At 43.8% G+C, this 17,198-nt stretch carries 9 protein-coding genes, 2 tRNA genes and 3 rRNA genes; 13 read left to right on the forward strand and 1 reads right to left on the reverse strand.

Translation table 11 applies throughout. The features are described 5' to 3' along the window. The 12 genes from dnaA (at position 1) to rrf (ending at position 14,527) form a co-directional block, all read left to right on the forward strand. Positions 1–1,341 (forward strand): chromosomal replication initiator protein DnaA, encoded by a 1,341-nt coding sequence (dnaA, locus tag MHH31_RS00005; RefSeq protein WP_024718426.1) that lies wholly within the window; start codon positions 1–3, stop codon positions 1,339–1,341. A 196-nt stretch (positions 1,342–1,537) separates the two neighbouring features. After that, positions 1,538–2,674, forward strand: a complete 1,137-nt coding sequence (gene dnaN / locus MHH31_RS00010; RefSeq protein WP_039169040.1) for a DNA polymerase III subunit beta — start codon at positions 1,538–1,540, stop codon at positions 2,672–2,674. Between the two features lie 150 nt (positions 2,675–2,824). Further along, the gene (gene yaaA / locus MHH31_RS00015; protein WP_008347598.1) at positions 2,825–3,040 is read left to right on the forward strand and encodes a S4 domain-containing protein YaaA; all 216 of its coding nucleotides are present in this window, start codon (positions 2,825–2,827) and stop codon (positions 3,038–3,040) included. A gap of 16 nt (positions 3,041–3,056) precedes the next feature. Beyond that, positions 3,057–4,169 (forward strand): DNA replication/repair protein RecF, encoded by a 1,113-nt coding sequence (gene recF / locus MHH31_RS00020; protein WP_007497487.1) that lies wholly within the window; start codon positions 3,057–3,059, stop codon positions 4,167–4,169. A 17-nt stretch (positions 4,170–4,186) separates the two neighbouring features. Then, positions 4,187–4,432: an extracellular matrix/biofilm biosynthesis regulator RemA family protein gene (locus MHH31_RS00025; RefSeq protein WP_008360920.1), complete on the forward strand. Its 246-nt coding sequence runs from the start codon at positions 4,187–4,189 to the stop codon at positions 4,430–4,432. A 57-nt stretch (positions 4,433–4,489) separates the two neighbouring features. After that, entirely contained in the window at positions 4,490–6,406 is a 1,917-nt protein-coding gene (gene gyrB, locus MHH31_RS00030; RefSeq protein ID WP_024718422.1) for a DNA topoisomerase (ATP-hydrolyzing) subunit B, read from the forward strand. A gap of 234 nt (positions 6,407–6,640) precedes the next feature. Next, complete coding sequence (gyrA, locus tag MHH31_RS00035) at positions 6,641–9,145, forward strand: DNA gyrase subunit A (protein ID WP_173407664.1); 2,505 nt, start codon at positions 6,641–6,643, stop codon at positions 9,143–9,145. 364 nt (positions 9,146–9,509) lie between these two features. Continuing rightward, positions 9,510–11,058 (forward strand): 16S ribosomal RNA (locus MHH31_RS00040). Between the two features lie 96 nt (positions 11,059–11,154). After that, positions 11,155–11,231, forward strand: a tRNA-Ile gene (locus tag MHH31_RS00045). Between the two features lie 14 nt (positions 11,232–11,245). Beyond that, positions 11,246–11,321 (forward strand) — tRNA-Ala (locus MHH31_RS00050). 98 nt (positions 11,322–11,419) lie between these two features. Continuing rightward, positions 11,420–14,350: ribosomal RNA gene (locus MHH31_RS00055) — 23S ribosomal RNA — on the forward strand. A gap of 61 nt (positions 14,351–14,411) precedes the next feature. Then, a 5S ribosomal RNA gene (gene rrf / locus MHH31_RS00060) occupies positions 14,412–14,527 on the forward strand. The 16S, 23S and 5S rRNA genes sit together here with 2 tRNA genes alongside, the layout of an rRNA operon. An 11-nt stretch (positions 14,528–14,538) precedes the next feature. Here the strand turns inward: rrf and MHH31_RS00065 are convergent. After that, positions 14,539–15,507, reverse strand: a complete 969-nt coding sequence (locus MHH31_RS00065; protein WP_144668620.1) for a YaaC family protein — start codon at positions 15,505–15,507, stop codon at positions 14,539–14,541. Positions 15,508–15,628: 121 nt separating this feature from the next. Here MHH31_RS00065 and guaB point away from each other — a divergent pair, with 121 nt between their 5' ends. After that, the gene (gene guaB, locus MHH31_RS00070) at positions 15,629–17,095 is read left to right on the forward strand and encodes an IMP dehydrogenase (RefSeq protein WP_008342039.1); all 1,467 of its coding nucleotides are present in this window, start codon (positions 15,629–15,631) and stop codon (positions 17,093–17,095) included. Positions 17,096–17,198 lie beyond the last annotated feature (103 nt).

Below are 17,198 nucleotides of genomic sequence, written 5' to 3' on the forward strand. Positions count from 1 at the left end.
ATGGAAAATATTTTGGATCTGTGGAATAAAGCACTTCAAAAAATAGAGACAAAATTGAGCAAACCTAGTTTTGAAACATGGATGAAGTCCACTAAAGCCCATTCTCTTCAAGGAGATACGCTGACTATTACTGCACCTAATGAATTTGCGAGGGACTGGCTCGAGTCAAGATACCTTCACTTAATTGCAGATACCATCTATGAACTGACAGGCGAAGAGCTCAGCATCAAATTTATCATTCCTCAAAATCAGGACGAAGAGGAAGCCATGCCAAAATCTCCAATCAAAAAAATGTCGAAAGAAGAACCCGTTGAAATTCCACAAAATATGCTGAATCCAAAATATACATTTGATACTTTTGTTATTGGTTCAGGCAACCGTTTTGCTCATGCAGCTTCACTTGCAGTCGCAGAAGCACCAGCAAAAGCATATAACCCGCTTTTTATTTATGGGGGCGTTGGTTTAGGAAAGACTCACTTAATGCATGCGATCGGTCATTACGTCATCGACCATAATCCATCAGCAAAAGTGGTCTATCTATCATCTGAAAAATTTACAAATGAATTTATCAACTCAATCCGGGACAACAAAGCAGTCGATTTCCGTAATCGCTATCGGAATGTAGATGTGCTTTTGATAGATGATATTCAATTTTTAGCAGGAAAAGAACAAACACAAGAAGAGTTTTTCCATACATTCAACACACTTCACGAAGAAAGTAAGCAAATCGTCATTTCTAGTGACCGGCCGCCAAAGGAAATTCCGACACTTGAAGACAGATTACGCTCTCGATTCGAATGGGGCTTAATTACAGACATTACCCCGCCAGATCTAGAAACGCGTATTGCGATCTTACGTAAAAAAGCAAAAGCAGAAGGTTTAGACATTCCGAATGAAGTCATGCTTTATATTGCCAATCAAATCGACAGCAACATTCGGGAACTGGAAGGTGCTTTGATTCGTGTTGTTGCTTACTCTTCTTTAATTAATAAAGACATCAATGCAGATCTAGCAGCTGAAGCCCTAAAGGACATCATTCCTTCATCAAAACCTAAGGTGATTACAATTAAAGATATTCAAAGAATTGTAGGGCAGCAATTTAATATTCGATTAGAAGATTTCAAAGCGAAGAAACGTACGAAGTCAGTTGCTTATCCAAGACAAATTGCCATGTATCTCTCTAGAGAAATGACCGACTCCTCTCTGCCTAAAATAGGAGAAGAATTTGGAGGTCGTGATCATACGACTGTCATTCATGCTCATGAGAAGATTTCGAAATTAATGGTTGAGGATGAACAGCTTCAGCAGCATGTCAAAGAAATAAAAGAACAATTAAAATAACCTAGCTGATATAATAAGTACGGGAAAATGTGAATAACTAGAGCATAGTCATACACAGTCTGTCCACATGTGGATAGGCTGTCTTTCCTTTCTTTCTACTGACTTATCCACATATTCACAAGCCCTACTAGTACTTCTACGATTTTTATTAAATAAATATATATACATGTCATTAAGAAAAATTAGGAGGACCACTATGAAATTCACGATTCAAAAAGATCGTCTTGTTGAAAGTGTCCAAGATGTATTAAAGGCCGTATCCTCTAGAACAACGATTCCTATTTTGACAGGGATTAAAATTGTTGCATCTGATGAAGGGGTTTCTCTCACAGGGAGTGATTCTGATATCTCAATCGAATCTTTTATTCCTCAAAGAGATGGAGATTTAGAAGTCATTACAATTGATCGACCAGGAAGTATTGTGCTGCAAGCCCGCTTCTTTAGCGAAATCGTTAAGAAACTGCCTATGTCTACAGTCGAAATTGAGGTAGAACAAAATCATCTGACCATCATCCGCTCTGGTTCAGCAGAATTTAATTTAAACGGCTTAGATGCTGAAGAATATCCGCATCTGCCACAAATTGAAGAGCATCATGCTTTTCAAATTCCAACAGATTTGCTTAAAAACCTTATCCGTCAAACGGTTTTCGCAGTGTCCACCTCAGAAACACGACCTATCTTGACAGGTGTAAACTGGAAGGTTGAAAAAGGTCAATTAATATGCACAGCAACGGATAGCCATCGTCTTGCTTTAAGAAAAGCGAAGTTGGATATTAACGAGGAAAGCTCGTACAATGTTGTCATTCCAGGAAAGAGTTTAACAGAGCTAAGTAAAATTCTTGATGATGGACAAGATCTTGTGAGCATCGTCATTACGGAGACACAGGTTCTCTTTAAAGCACAGAACGTGCTATTCTTCTCAAGATTGCTGGATGGTAATTACCCAGATACAGCTCGCCTCATTCCGCAAGAAAGTAAAACGGATGTAGTGGTGAATACGAAAGAATTCCTTCAAGCGATTGATCGCGCGTCACTTTTAGCAAGAGAAGGGCGTAACAACGTTGTGAAGCTTTCTGCTGATCCTGCGCAAAGCCTTGAAATCTCTTCTAATTCGCCTGAAATCGGTAAAGTAGTTGAAACGGTGCAAGCAGATGACATTAAAGGGGAGGATCTCAAAATCTCTTTCAGCCCGAAATATATGCTTGATGCTTTAAAAGTATTAGAGGGAACAGAGATTCATGTCAGTTTCACTGGCGCAATGAGACCATTCCTATTACGCACGCCAAATGATGATTCCATTTTGCAATTGATTCTTCCAGTTAGAACGTATTAATTTGGTCTAAAATGGCTGCTGTGTGAGCGCACAGCAGCTTTTTTCCTCGTTTTCTCAGCTTTCTTTCATCCCAGTTCGCTTTCCCCCTTTCCTTCTTGTCTTGTTTTTTAGTACAATTAGATATTAGTGATATTGAAAGAGGTCGATACAATGCCTAATCTGATAACGATTGAAACAGAAATGATTACATTAGGGCAGTTTTTGAAATTAGCGGAAGTCATTCAATCTGGTGGAATGGCGAAGTGGTTTTTAAGTGAACATGAGGTGTTCATCAATCAAGAGCCAGATAATAGACGGGGACGCAAATTATACCCAGGTGATGTTGTCGAGATAGAAGGTCACGGCACATTTCAAGTTGTGAATTAGAAACGGGTGACAATACATGTACATTCAAAGTCTGGCGTTAACTTCGTACCGAAACTATGAACACACCGAGCTTCAATTCGACAATAAGGTGAATGTGATGATTGGTGAGAACGCCCAAGGTAAAACGAACCTGATGGAAGCGATCTATGTATTGTCGATGGCAAAGTCTCATCGTACGTCAAATGATAAAGAACTTATCCGATGGGACGAAGACTATGCTAAAATAGAAGGTAGAGTCATCAAAAAAAATGGTCCACTCCCCATGCAGCTCGTGATCTCAAAAAAAGGAAAAAAGGGCAAGGTCAATCACATTGAACAACAGAAACTCAGTCATTATGTTGGTGCCTTGAACACCATCATGTTTGCACCAGAGGATCTCAGCCTTGTGAAAGGTAGCCCGCAAATCCGCAGAAGATTCCTCGACATGGAGATTGGACAAGTGTCTGCTGTCTACTTGCATGATTTATCGCTCTATCAAAAAATCCTCACTCAGCGAAATCATTACTTGAAACAATTGCAAACAAGAAAGCAAACGGATCAAGCGATGCTGGAGATTTTAACAGAGCAGTTGATTGATGCGGCAGCGAAGGTTGTCAAAAGACGACTGACTTTTACGAAACAGCTCGAAAAATGGGCGCAGCCGCTGCATTTTGGGATTTCAAGAGAGCTGGAAACGCTCACGCTCCAATACCAGACGGCCATAGAGGTATCAGAAGCGTCAGACTTGTCGAAAATAAAAAATAGCTATGAAGAATCGTTTCAGAAACTAAGAGACAGAGAAATAGACCGAGGGGTGACGCTATGGGGGCCTCACAGAGATGATCTTCTTTTCTTTGTGAATGGTCGGGATGTTCAGACATATGGCTCTCAAGGGCAGCAAAGAACAACAGCTCTTTCACTAAAGCTGGCAGAAATTGATCTGATTCATGAAGAAATCGGTGAATACCCAATTCTTCTACTCGATGATGTTTTATCTGAACTTGATGATTACAGACAGTCTCATTTGCTCCATACCATTCAGGGACGTGTACAGACCTTCGTCACCACAACAAGTGTTGAAGGCATCGATCACGCCACCTTGAAAGAAGCGGAAATTTTCAGAGTAGCCAGTGGAAAAGTAATTGACTGATAAATGAGGTGTGGGTCTTGTATATTCATTTAGGTGATGATTGTGTTGTTTCTACACGAGAGATTGTCGCAATTGTTGATTACAAAATGAGGTCATCTTCTGTTGTAGAGGAATTTCTTCAAAAACAAGAAGAACAAATCATTTCGTTGTCACAAGGGACACCCAAATCCATCGTCGTCACAACTGAATCCGTGTATTACTCTCCTCTTTCCTCAAGCACGCTCAAAAAACGTGCTTCATTTGTGATTGAAATTGAAGTCTAAAAGCTCAATTCATATAAATATATCGTTTAAGAAAAGTGTAGGTGAATGTACGTGGCAATGGAACAGCAACATAATAGTTATGATGAAAATCAGATACAGGTGCTCGAAGGACTAGAAGCGGTTAGAAAACGTCCAGGAATGTACATTGGGTCAACCAGTGCAAAAGGACTTCACCATCTTGTATGGGAAATTGTCGACAACAGTATTGATGAGGCTTTAGCTGGTTATTGTACAGACATTACAGTGCAAATTGAAAAAGATAATAGCATCACAGTGAAAGATAACGGCCGCGGAATTCCTGTTGGGATTCATGAGAAAATGGGACGTCCTGCTGTAGAAGTGATTATGACGGTTCTTCACGCTGGTGGTAAATTTGACGGCAGCGGTTATAAAGTATCTGGCGGTTTGCATGGCGTAGGGGCATCTGTTGTTAATGCGTTATCTACGACCTTAGACGTGACTGTATATCGTGATGGGAAAATTCATTATCAACAATTCAAACGCGGTGTTCCAGTTGGAGATTTAGAGATCATTGGTGAAACAGATGTAACAGGGACAACCACTCATTTTGTGCCAGATCCAGAAATTTTCACTGAAACCATTGAATTTGATTACGACACACTTGCTAACCGTGTACGTGAGTTAGCTTTCTTAACAAAAGGCGTCAACATCATCATTGAAGACTTACGCGAAGGTAAAGAGCGAAGAAACGAATACTGCTATGAAGGCGGTATTAAGAGCTATGTAGAACATTTGAATCGCTCGAAGGAAGTCGTTCATGAAGAACCTGTTTACATCGAAGGCGAAAAAGACGGAATCACGGTTGAAGTGGCATTACAATATAACGATTCCTATACAAGCAACATCTATTCCTTCGCTAACAATATCAACACGTATGAAGGCGGAACACATGAAGCAGGCTTTAAAACAGGTCTGACGCGTGTGATCAATGATTATGCTCGTAAAAATGGCGTATTCAAAGATGGTGACTCGAATTTGAGCGGTGAAGATGTACGAGAAGGCTTAACAGCCATTATCTCTATCAAACATCCAGACCCTCAATTCGAAGGACAAACGAAGACAAAGCTCGGTAACTCAGAAGCAAGAACCATTACCGACTCCCTCTTCTCCGAAGCACTTGAGAAATTCCTCCTAGAGAACCCTGATGCTGCAAAGAAAATTGTGGAGAAAGGTGTGATGGCAGCTCGTGCAAGAATGGCTGCCAAAAAGGCACGTGAGCTGACAAGACGTAAAAGTGCACTGGAAGTCTCTAGCTTGCCTGGGAAACTGGCAGACTGTTCTTCTAAAGATCCTTCCATCTCTGAGCTTTATATCGTAGAGGGAGATTCTGCGGGCGGATCTGCTAAGCAAGGTCGTGATCGACATTTCCAAGCGATCTTACCGTTAAGAGGGAAGATCCTAAACGTTGAAAAAGCCCGACTAGATAAAATTTTATCCAACAACGAGGTTCGTTCAATGATTACAGCGCTAGGGACTGGAATCGGAGAAGACTTCACTTTAGAGAAAGCACGTTATCACAAAATTGTGATCATGACTGATGCTGATGTTGATGGAGCGCATATTCGGACGCTACTCCTAACATTCTTCTATCGCTACATGCGTGAAATCATTGAAAACGGTTATGTGTATATTGCACAGCCGCCTTTATATAAAGTGCAACAAGGAAAGCGTGTTGAATACGTGTATAACGATAAACAGCTTGATGAACTGTTAAAAACACTGCCTCAAACACCGAAACCTGGACTTCAGCGTTATAAAGGTCTTGGAGAGATGAATGCTACTCAGCTTTGGGAAACAACAATGGATCCTGATGCGAGAACACTTCTTCAAGTGACACTTGAGGATGCAATCGATGCTGATGAGACTTTTGAAATGCTAATGGGAGATAAAGTAGAGCCGAGACGTAACTTTATCGAAGAAAATGCACAATACGTAAAAAATCTTGATATTTAGATAGGTATTCCCCCTTGAGAGCAACCTTATTTCTTGTTTGGAATAAGGTTGTTTTTCAAGAAACAGGGGCGTGAAACGAATGTCCTGGTTTTCTGCGTTTCGTTGATTTTCTAGTAAATAAATGTGTATAAAGGCAAGATTATTGATATAATGGAGAATAGTCTTGTGAAGATAAATACATATTTTACTCCCACATAATTTATTTCATGTGATACGTAAAGGGAGGTTCTTATAGTGAGTGAACAACATACACCAAATGTACGCGAAGTGAATATTAGCCATGAAATGCGTACGTCCTTTTTAGATTATGCAATGAGTGTTATTGTTTCGCGTGCATTACCAGATGTGCGAGACGGATTGAAGCCCGTGCATCGAAGAATTTTGTATGCGATGAATGACCTAGGTATGACAAGTGATAAACCATTTAAGAAATCTGCACGTATCGTTGGGGAAGTTATCGGTAAGTACCACCCTCACGGTGATAGCGCTGTATATGAAGCGATGGTTCGAATGGCGCAAGATTTCAACTATCGTAATATGCTGGTTGAAGGGCACGGGAACTTTGGTTCTGTCGATGGAGACGGTGCAGCAGCCATGCGTTATACCGAGGCACGTCTTTCTAAAATTTCGATGGAGATCCTGCGTGATATCACAAAGGACACCATTGATTATCAAGATAACTACGATGGCAGTGAAAGAGAGCCAGTCGTTATGCCTGCTAGGTTCCCGAACTTATTAGTGAACGGGGCAACTGGAATCGCTGTAGGGATGGCAACGAATATCCCGCCTCACCAACTAGGTGAAGTGATTGATGGGGTATTGGCAATTAGTCAAAATCCTGATATGACGACACAGGAACTAATGGACATCATTCCAGGTCCAGACTTCCCAACTGCGGGACAAATCATTGGCCGAAGCGGTATTCGTAAAGCGTATGAAACAGGACGCGGCTCTATTACATTACGTGCAAAGTCAAATATCGAAGAAACATCTAGTGGTAAGCAGCGCATTATCATCAACGAGATTCCTTACCAGGTTAATAAAGCTCGTTTGATCGAAAAAATCGCTGATCTTGTCCGTGATAAAAAGATTGATGGCATTACAGATCTTCGTGATGAATCTGACCGTAATGGAATGAGAATTGTCATTGAACTACGAAGAGACGCAAACGTCCATGTTCTATTAAACAATCTTTATAAACAAACGACACTTCAAACGTCCTTCGGTATTAACTTGCTTGCACTTGTTGATGGACAGCCGAAAGTGTTGTCTCTCAAACAATGTCTTGAATATTACCTTGAGCATCAGAAAGTGATCATTCGTCGAAGAACGGCGTATGAATTGCGTAAAGCGGAAGCAAGAGCTCATATTTTAGAAGGCTTAAGAATTGCGCTTGATCACTTAGATGAGGTCATTGCCTTAATTAGAGGCTCTCAAACTGCTGAAATTGCAAGAAATGGTTTGATGGAAAACTATAGCTTGTCTGAAAAACAAGCACAGGCCATTCTCGATATGCGACTCCAGCGTTTGACTGGTTTAGAAAGAGAGAAAATAGAAGATGAATACAAAGGGCTTGTTGAATTGATTGCTGAATTGAAAGCCATTCTAGCAGACAATGAGAAAGTTCTAGAAATCATTAGAGAAGAATTAACAGAAATCAAAGAACGCTTCAATGATACGCGCCGCACAGAAATTGTGACAGCGGGTATAGAAACAATCGAAGACGAAGATTTGATTCCTGTTGAAAATATAGTGATCACACTGACTCATAATGGTTATATTAAGCGCCTGCCTGCATCAACATACCGCAGTCAAAAAAGAGGCGGTAAAGGTGTACAAGGAATGGGAACCAACGAAGATGATTTCGTTGAACAGCTGATCTCAACATCTACGCACGATACGATTCTCTTCTTCTCTAATAAAGGGAAGGTCTATCGAGCGAAGGGCTATGAGATCCCTGAATTTGGACGAACAGCGAAAGGGATTCCGATTATTAACCTTCTTGAAGTAGAAAAGGGAGAGTGGATAAACGCCATTATTCCAGTCAGCGAATTTGATGAAGATTCGTATCTCTTCTTTACAACAAGACACGGTGTATCGAAACGAACGTCATTGTCTCAATTTGCAAACATCCGTAACAACGGTTTGATTGCACTCAGCCTGCGTGATGAAGATGAATTGATGGCTGTTCGTTTAACCAATGGTGAAAAACAAATCATCATCGGAACGAAAAAAGGAATGCTCATTCGTTTCGACGAGACAGATGTTCGTGAAATGGGACGTACAGCAGCTGGAGTTAAAGGGATCACACTTTCTGAGGATGACATCGTCGTTGGAATGGAAATCCTTGAGCCAGATGCAAACGTATTGATCGTAACTGAAAAAGGTTATGGTAAATTAACGCCTGAAAAAGAATATCGTGTCCAAAGCCGTGGTGGTAAAGGTCTGAAAACTTGCAAGATCACTGACAACAACGGTCCGCTTGTTGCAGTGAAGGCGACTAACGCTGAAGCTGAAGAAGACTTGATGATTATCACAGGCAGTGGTGTCATCATCCGTATGGCCGTTTCAGATATCTCCACAACAGGCCGAGTCACTCAAGGTGTCCGCCTGATCCGTCTAGGTGATGATGAACATGTCGCTACAGTGGCATTAGTAGAACAATCACCAGGAGACGATGAAGAGAATAGTGAAGAAAACGTAGAAAATGTAGAGTCAGATCAAGAGCAATCTGAGTAAAGATAAAGCCGGTTTTTCACCGGCTTTATTTTTTTTTGAAAAAACATGATTTTTTTTGAAGTTTATAATGCTTTTTTCATAGATATGTGTTAATCTTTCAAAGGAGCAAAAAGAGGCTCTATTTTTTATCTCTTTCATAACAAAAACTTCTTAAAAAAATAAAATGTTTTTCAAGAAAAATGTTGACTATTGATAGAGATATATGATATATTTAAGTGGTCGCTTTGAGAGAGTGACAAACAAGTTCTTTGAAAACTAAACAAGACAAAACGTACCTGTTAATTCGAGTTTTTATAAAAAAATCCTATGATACATCATAGGTAGTCAGTCAAACTGGCGAAAAGCAAAACTTCGGTTTTGTACTTTTTCGGAGAGTTTGATCCTGGCTCAGGACGAACGCTGGCGGCGTGCCTAATACATGCAAGTCGAGCGGACAGAAGGGAGCTTGCTCCCGGATGTTAGCGGCGGACGGGTGAGTAACACGTGGGTAACCTGCCTGTAAGACTGGGATAACTCCGGGAAACCGGAGCTAATACCGGATAGTTCCTTGAACCGCATGGTTCAAGGATGAAAGACGGTTTCGGCTGTCACTTACAGATGGACCCGCGGCGCATTAGCTAGTTGGTGAGGTAACGGCTCACCAAGGCGACGATGCGTAGCCGACCTGAGAGGGTGATCGGCCACACTGGGACTGAGACACGGCCCAGACTCCTACGGGAGGCAGCAGTAGGGAATCTTCCGCAATGGACGAAAGTCTGACGGAGCAACGCCGCGTGAGTGATGAAGGTTTTCGGATCGTAAAGCTCTGTTGTTAGGGAAGAACAAGTGCAAGAGTAACTGCTTGCACCTTGACGGTACCTAACCAGAAAGCCACGGCTAACTACGTGCCAGCAGCCGCGGTAATACGTAGGTGGCAAGCGTTGTCCGGAATTATTGGGCGTAAAGGGCTCGCAGGCGGTTTCTTAAGTCTGATGTGAAAGCCCCCGGCTCAACCGGGGAGGGTCATTGGAAACTGGGAAACTTGAGTGCAGAAGAGGAGAGTGGAATTCCACGTGTAGCGGTGAAATGCGTAGAGATGTGGAGGAACACCAGTGGCGAAGGCGACTCTCTGGTCTGTAACTGACGCTGAGGAGCGAAAGCGTGGGGAGCGAACAGGATTAGATACCCTGGTAGTCCACGCCGTAAACGATGAGTGCTAAGTGTTAGGGGGTTTCCGCCCCTTAGTGCTGCAGCTAACGCATTAAGCACTCCGCCTGGGGAGTACGGTCGCAAGACTGAAACTCAAAGGAATTGACGGGGGCCCGCACAAGCGGTGGAGCATGTGGTTTAATTCGAAGCAACGCGAAGAACCTTACCAGGTCTTGACATCCTCTGACAACCCTAGAGATAGGGCTTTCCCTTCGGGGACAGAGTGACAGGTGGTGCATGGTTGTCGTCAGCTCGTGTCGTGAGATGTTGGGTTAAGTCCCGCAACGAGCGCAACCCTTGATCTTAGTTGCCAGCATTTAGTTGGGCACTCTAAGGTGACTGCCGGTGACAAACCGGAGGAAGGTGGGGATGACGTCAAATCATCATGCCCCTTATGACCTGGGCTACACACGTGCTACAATGGACAGAACAAAGGGCTGCGAGACCGCAAGGTTTAGCCAATCCCACAAATCTGTTCTCAGTTCGGATCGCAGTCTGCAACTCGACTGCGTGAAGCTGGAATCGCTAGTAATCGCGGATCAGCATGCCGCGGTGAATACGTTCCCGGGCCTTGTACACACCGCCCGTCACACCACGAGAGTTTGCAACACCCGAAGTCGGTGAGGTAACCTTTATGGAGCCAGCCGCCGAAGGTGGGGCAGATGATTGGGGTGAAGTCGTAACAAGGTAGCCGTATCGGAAGGTGCGGCTGGATCACCTCCTTTCTAAGGATATATGGAGCAGCGTACGTTTTTCGTCTTGTTTAGTTTTGAAGGAACTTGCAAAAGATCCTACAACATCATATCTTCGATATGAAAGATGGGCCTGTAGCTCAGCTGGTTAGAGCGCACGCCTGATAAGCGTGAGGTCGGTGGTTCGAGTCCACTCAGGCCCACCATCTTCTATTAAATCGGGGCCTTAGCTCAGCTGGGAGAGCGCCTGCCTTGCACGCAGGAGGTCAGCGGTTCGATCCCGCTAGGCTCCACCAACGTGTTCTTTGAAAACTAGATAACAATAAGTAATACATTCACATTGAATGCAATGCAAAGTTCATCACACATAGTGATTCTTTCTAAAGTAAGAAATGGTTAAGTTAGAAAGGGCGCACGGTGGATGCCTTGGCACTAGGAGCCGATGAAGGACGGGACGAACACCGATATGCTTCGGGGAGCTGTAAGCAAGCTTTGATCCGGAGATTTCCGAATGGGGAAACCCACTGCTCGTAATGGAGTAGTATCCATACTTGAATACATAGAGTATGAGAAGGCATACCCGGGGAACTGAAACATCTAAGTACCCGGAGGAAGAGAAAGCAAATGCGATTCCCTGAGTAGCGGCGAGCGAAACGGGAACAGCCCAAACCAAGAGGCTTGCCTCTTGGGGTTGTAGGACACTCTATACGGAGTTACAAAGGAACGATATAAGCGAAGAGGTCTGGAAAGGCCCGCCAAAGAAGGTAACAGCCCTGTAACTGAAATGTTGTTCTCTCCAGAGTGGATCCTGAGTACGGCGGAACACGTGAAATTCCGTCGGAATCCGGGAGGACCATCTCCCAAGGCTAAATACTCCCTAGTGACCGATAGTGAACCAGTACCGTGAGGGAAAGGTGAAAAGCACCCCGGAAGGGGAGTGAAATAGATCCTGAAACCGTGTGCCTACAAGTAGTCAGAGCCCGTTAACGGGTGATGGCGTGCCTTTTGTAGAATGAACCGGCGAGTTACGATCCCGTGCAAGGTTAAGCAGAAGATGCGGAGCCGCAGCGAAAGCGAGTCTGAATAGGGCGCATGAGTACGTGGTCGTAGACCCGAAACCAGGTGATCTACCCATGTCCAGGGTGAAGTTCAGGTAACACTGAATGGAGGCCCGAACCCACGCACGTTGAAAAGTGCGGGGATGAGGTGTGGGTAGGGGTGAAATGCCAATCGAACCTGGAGATAGCTGGTTCTCTCCGAAATAGCTTTAGGGCTAGCCTCAAGGTAAGAGTCTCGGAGGTAGAGCACTGATTGGACTAGGGGCCCCTACCGGGTTACCGAATTCAGTCAAACTCCGAATGCCGATGACTTATCCTTGGGAGTCAGACTGCGAGTGATAAGATCCGTAGTCGAAAGGGAAACAGCCCAGACCGCCAGCTAAGGTCCCAAAGTATACGTTAAGTGGAAAAGGATGTGGAGTTGCTTAGACAACCAGGATGTTGGCTTAGAAGCAGCCACCATTTAAAGAGTGCGTAATAGCTCACTGGTCGAGTGACTCTGCGCCGAAAATGTACCGGGGCTAAACGTATCACCGAAGCTGCGGACTGTTCTTACGAACAGTGGTAGGAGAGCGTTCTAAGTGCAGTGAAGTCAGACCGGAAGGACTGGTGGAGCGCTTAGAAGTGAGAATGCCGGTATGAGTAGCGAAAGACGGGTGAGAATCCCGTCCACCGAATGCCTAAGGTTTCCTGAGGAAGGCTCGTCCGCTCAGGGTTAGTCGGGACCTAAGCCGAGGCCGAAAGGCGTAGGCGATGGACAACAGGTTGATATTCCTGTACCACCTCCTCACCATTTGAGCAATGGGGGGACGCAGGAGGATAGGGTAAGCGCGGTATTGGATATCCGCGTCCAAGCAGTTAGGCTGGGAAATAGGCAAATCCGTTTCCCGTGAAGGCTGAGCTGTGATGGCGAGCGAAATTTAGTAGCGAAGTTCCTGATTCCACACTGCCAAGAAAAGCCTCTAGCGAGGTGAGAGGTGCCCGTACCGCAAACCGACACAGGTAGGCGAGGAGAGAATCCTAAGGTGATCGAGAGAACTCTCGTTAAGGAACTCGGCAAAATGACCCCGTAACTTCGGGAGAAGGGGTGCTTCTTAGGGTGTTAAAGCCCCGAGAAGCCGCAGTGAATAGGCCCAGGCGACTGTTTAGCAAAAACACAGGTCTCTGCGAAGCCGTAAGGCGAAGTATAGGGGCTGACGCCTGCCCGGTGCTGGAAGGTTAAGAGGAGCGCTTAGCGTAAGCGAAGGTGCGAATTGAAGCCCCAGTAAACGGCGGCCGTAACTATAACGGTCCTAAGGTAGCGAAATTCCTTGTCGGGTAAGTTCCGACCCGCACGAAAGGCGCAACGATCTGGGCACTGTCTCAACGAGAGACTCGGTGAAATTATAGTACCTGTGAAGATGCAGGTTACCCGCGACAGGACGGAAAGACCCCGTGGAGCTTTACTGCAGCCTGATATTGAATGTTGGTACAGCTTGTACAGGATAGGTAGGAGCCTTGGAAACCGGAGCGCTAGCTTCGGTGGAGGCATCGGTGGGATACTACCCTGGCTGTATTGACCTTCTAACCCGCTGCCCTTATCGGGCAGGGAGACAGTGTCAGGTGGGCAGTTTGACTGGGGCGGTCGCCTCCTAAAATGTAACGGAGGCGCCCAAAGGTTCCCTCAGAATGGTTGGAAATCATTCGCAGAGTGTAAAGGCACAAGGGAGCTTGACTGCGAGACCTACAAGTCGAGCAGGGACGAAAGTCGGGCTTAGTGATCCGGTGGTTCCGCATGGAAGGGCCATCGCTCAACGGATAAAAGCTACCCCGGGGATAACAGGCTTATCTCCCCCAAGAGTCCACATCGACGGGGAGGTTTGGCACCTCGATGTCGGCTCATCGCATCCTGGGGCTGTAGTCGGTCCCAAGGGTTGGGCTGTTCGCCCATTAAAGCGGTACGCGAGCTGGGTTCAGAACGTCGTGAGACAGTTCGGTCCCTATCCGTCGCGGGCGCAGGAAATTTGAGAGGAGCTGTCCTTAGTACGAGAGGACCGGGATGGACGCACCGCTGGTGTACCAGTTGTTCTGCCAAGGGCATCGCTGGGTAGCTATGTGCGGACGGGATAAGTGCTGAAAGCATCTAAGCATGAAGCCCCCCTCAAGATGAGATTTCCCATTCCGCAAGGAAGTAAGATCCCTGAAAGATGATCAGGTTGATAGGTCTGAGGTGGAAGCGTGGTGACACGTGGAGCTGACAGATACTAATAGATCGAGGACTTAACCTATATTCTAATGTGAAAAATGAACATTGTTATCTAGTTTTGAGAGAACATTCTCTCCATCAGGTTTGGTGGCGATAGCGAAGAGGTCACACCCGTTCCCATACCGAACACGGAAGTTAAGCTCTTCAGCGCCGATGGTAGTTGGGGGTTTCCCCCTGTGAGAGTAGGACGCCGCCAAGCTTTTCAAAGGATCAGTTCCAATCGGAACTGGTCTTTTTTGTGTTTTCTTCTAGCAGCATCATGATATAAGCCGGAAACTTGTCCTCGGCAATCTCCATATAACGTTCAATCATGACATAATCATCACTAATGTATTGAGATAAAAGCTCGTACCACCATTCTGTTTCGTAGCGGGCAATCATACTGAGATTATACATTAACAAGTAATGGCTGATGATCTCAGGAATCCCTAAAAAGGCATCTCGCGTTGATGGAATGAACCATTGATTCATTTCTAAATCATAATGAAGATGAGTAGCAAGAGCAGGGTTTTCTTCTGAAAATACATCAAATGTTAGTTTTTTAGCTTCTCGTTGCTTAAGCTTCCAAGTTGTATGGAACTCAAAATATTCAATAAAACGTTCGGCAGACATGTTATAGAGCAAGGGAATATGATCTTGAATCAACATGCCATTTGCTTGTTCTATTTTCACTAAAGTAGAGGGTTGTTTTTGAAACTCCAGAATATGACCCATTTCAGGTATTTTTGAAAGGAGATTGATCATCGTAAATCGTTCATCTTCAAGACCATTTAAATGAAATAAGTGCTTTAATACATGCATACATAATCCGTTTCGCTGAATCTTGACTTCATCCTCACTAAAACGATAATGTTGCTTCTTTCTTTTTCTTGAGGTGACACCATGAGCTAAGACAGAGGTTTGAGAAGGATAGTCGGGATCCACTGTCAGCAAACATGCCTTTAACAGCTGTGCCATTCCATAAAACAATAAAATCGGTTTTAGTTCAAGCGGAGCTGATGCGGCTTGGTCATAAAATGTATGACCGTGCTTTAAAAAGTAAATAAATCGTTCACAGTTTTTATAGGCCTGCTGGTTTGCCTCCTGAATGTTCCGTTTCTCGTACTGTTGAAATAGAAACTTTTGGGAAGTTTCAAGTGAGTAAAAACGTTTTAAATCCTTCCATCCTGAACTTTTCATCTTCTTCCTCAACTCTCTTTATATTTTCTAAAAATTGCAACTGTTTGTTGCTTCCTTGACATGCTGTTTCCTAGTTGATAATCTACATATAATATTTTGCCGAAAAGAGGGGGATTTACTAATGTGGGAAAGTAAATTTTCAAAAGAAGGTTTGACGTTTGACGATGTGTTGCTTGTTCCAGCAAAGTCTGAGGTGCTTCCGCGTGATGTCAATTTATCAGTTGAGTTAACAAGCACTTTAAAGCTGAACATTCCAATTATTAGTGCAGGAATGGATACTGTGACGGAATCGCAAATGGCGATTGCAATGGCACGTCAAGGTGGTCTTGGAATCATCCATAAGAACATGTCTATTGAGCAGCAAGCTGAACAAGTGGACAAAGTAAAACGTTCAGAGCGTGGTGTTATTACAAATCCATTTTTCTTAACACCGGATCATCAAGTATTCGATGCAGAACATTTAATGGGTAAATATCGTATTTCTGGTGTACCGATTGTTAATAACGAACAAGATCAAAAGCTTGTTGGGATTATTACGAACCGTGACCTTCGTTTTATTTCGGATTATTCAATGAAGATTAGCGACGTGATGACAAAAGAGGAACTTGTGACAGCTTCTGTTGGAACAACATTAGAAGAAGCTGAAAAAATCCTTCAGCAATATAAAATTGAAAAATTACCTCTTTTAGATGACGAAGGAACATTAAAAGGTCTCATCACCATCAAAGATATTGAAAAAGTGATTGAATTCCCTAACTCCTCTAAAGATGCACATGGCCGTTTAATTGTTGGTGCCGCTGTAGGTGTCACTGGCGATACAATGACTCGTGTGAAAAAATTAGTAGAAGCCAATGTTGATGTGATCGTCATTGATACAGCACACGGTCATTCTCAAGGTGTTCTAGACACTGTATCGAAAATCCGTGAAACGTATCCTTCTCTTAACATCATTGCTGGTAACGTTGCAACAGCTGAAGCAACAAAAGCATTGTTTGAAGCTGGAGCAGATATTGTAAAAGTGGGTATTGGACCAGGATCGATTTGTACAACACGTGTTGTTGCAGGGGTCGGTGTACCACAAATCACAGCGATTTATGACTGTGCAACAGAAGCAAGAAAACATGGTAAATCTATTATTGCAGATGGTGGAATTAAATATTCAGGTGATATCGTGAAAGCATTAGCTTCTGGTGGACATGCTGTTATGCTGGGAAGCCTTCTTGCTGGTACATCTGAAAGCCCAGGAGAAACAGAAATTTTCCAAGGTAGACGTTTCAAAGTATATCGTGGTATGGGTTCTGTTGCTGCAATGGAAAAAGGAAGTAAAGATCGTTACTTCCAAGAAGATAATAAAAAATTCGTTCCAGAAGGTATCGAAGGACGTACACCGTATAAAGGACCAGTTGTTGACACTGTTTATCAACTTGTTGGCGGTATTCGCTCTGGTATGGGCTACTGTGGAACACAGGACTTACGTACTCTTAGAGAAGAAGCACAATTCATTCGCATGACAGGTGCAGGTCTTCGTGAGAGCCATCCACATGATGTACAAATTACAAAAGAATCACCAAACTACACAATTTCTTGATAAATTGTGACAATCAAATTACATTTGACAGGGTCTATGACTCTGTCTATTTTTTTTGTCTTTATTGTGATAAAATTTATACTGTTGTGTCGAAATAAGCCCT

This window comes from Bacillus sp. FSL K6-1033 (genome assembly GCF_038630765.1).
Lineage (GTDB): Bacteria > Bacillota > Bacilli > Bacillales > Bacillaceae > Bacillus > Bacillus altitudinis.

Coding starts and splice junctions, on each gene's coding strand:
- gyrB (WP_024718422.1), top strand. CDS start 4,490: ATGGAACAGCAACATAATAGTTATGATGAAAATCAGATACAGGTGCTC.
- recF (WP_007497487.1), top strand. CDS start 3,057: ATGTACATTCAAAGTCTGGCGTTAACTTCGTACCGAAACTATGAACAC.
- guaB (WP_008342039.1), top strand. CDS start 15,629: ATGTGGGAAAGTAAATTTTCAAAAGAAGGTTTGACGTTTGACGATGTG.
- dnaA (WP_024718426.1), top strand. CDS start 1: ATGGAAAATATTTTGGATCTGTGGAATAAAGCACTTCAAAAAATAGAG.
- MHH31_RS00065 (WP_144668620.1), bottom strand. CDS start 15,507: ATGAAAAGTTCAGGATGGAAGGATTTAAAACGTTTTTACTCACTTGAA.
- yaaA (WP_008347598.1), top strand. CDS start 2,825: ATGCCTAATCTGATAACGATTGAAACAGAAATGATTACATTAGGGCAG.
- dnaN (WP_039169040.1), top strand. CDS start 1,538: ATGAAATTCACGATTCAAAAAGATCGTCTTGTTGAAAGTGTCCAAGAT.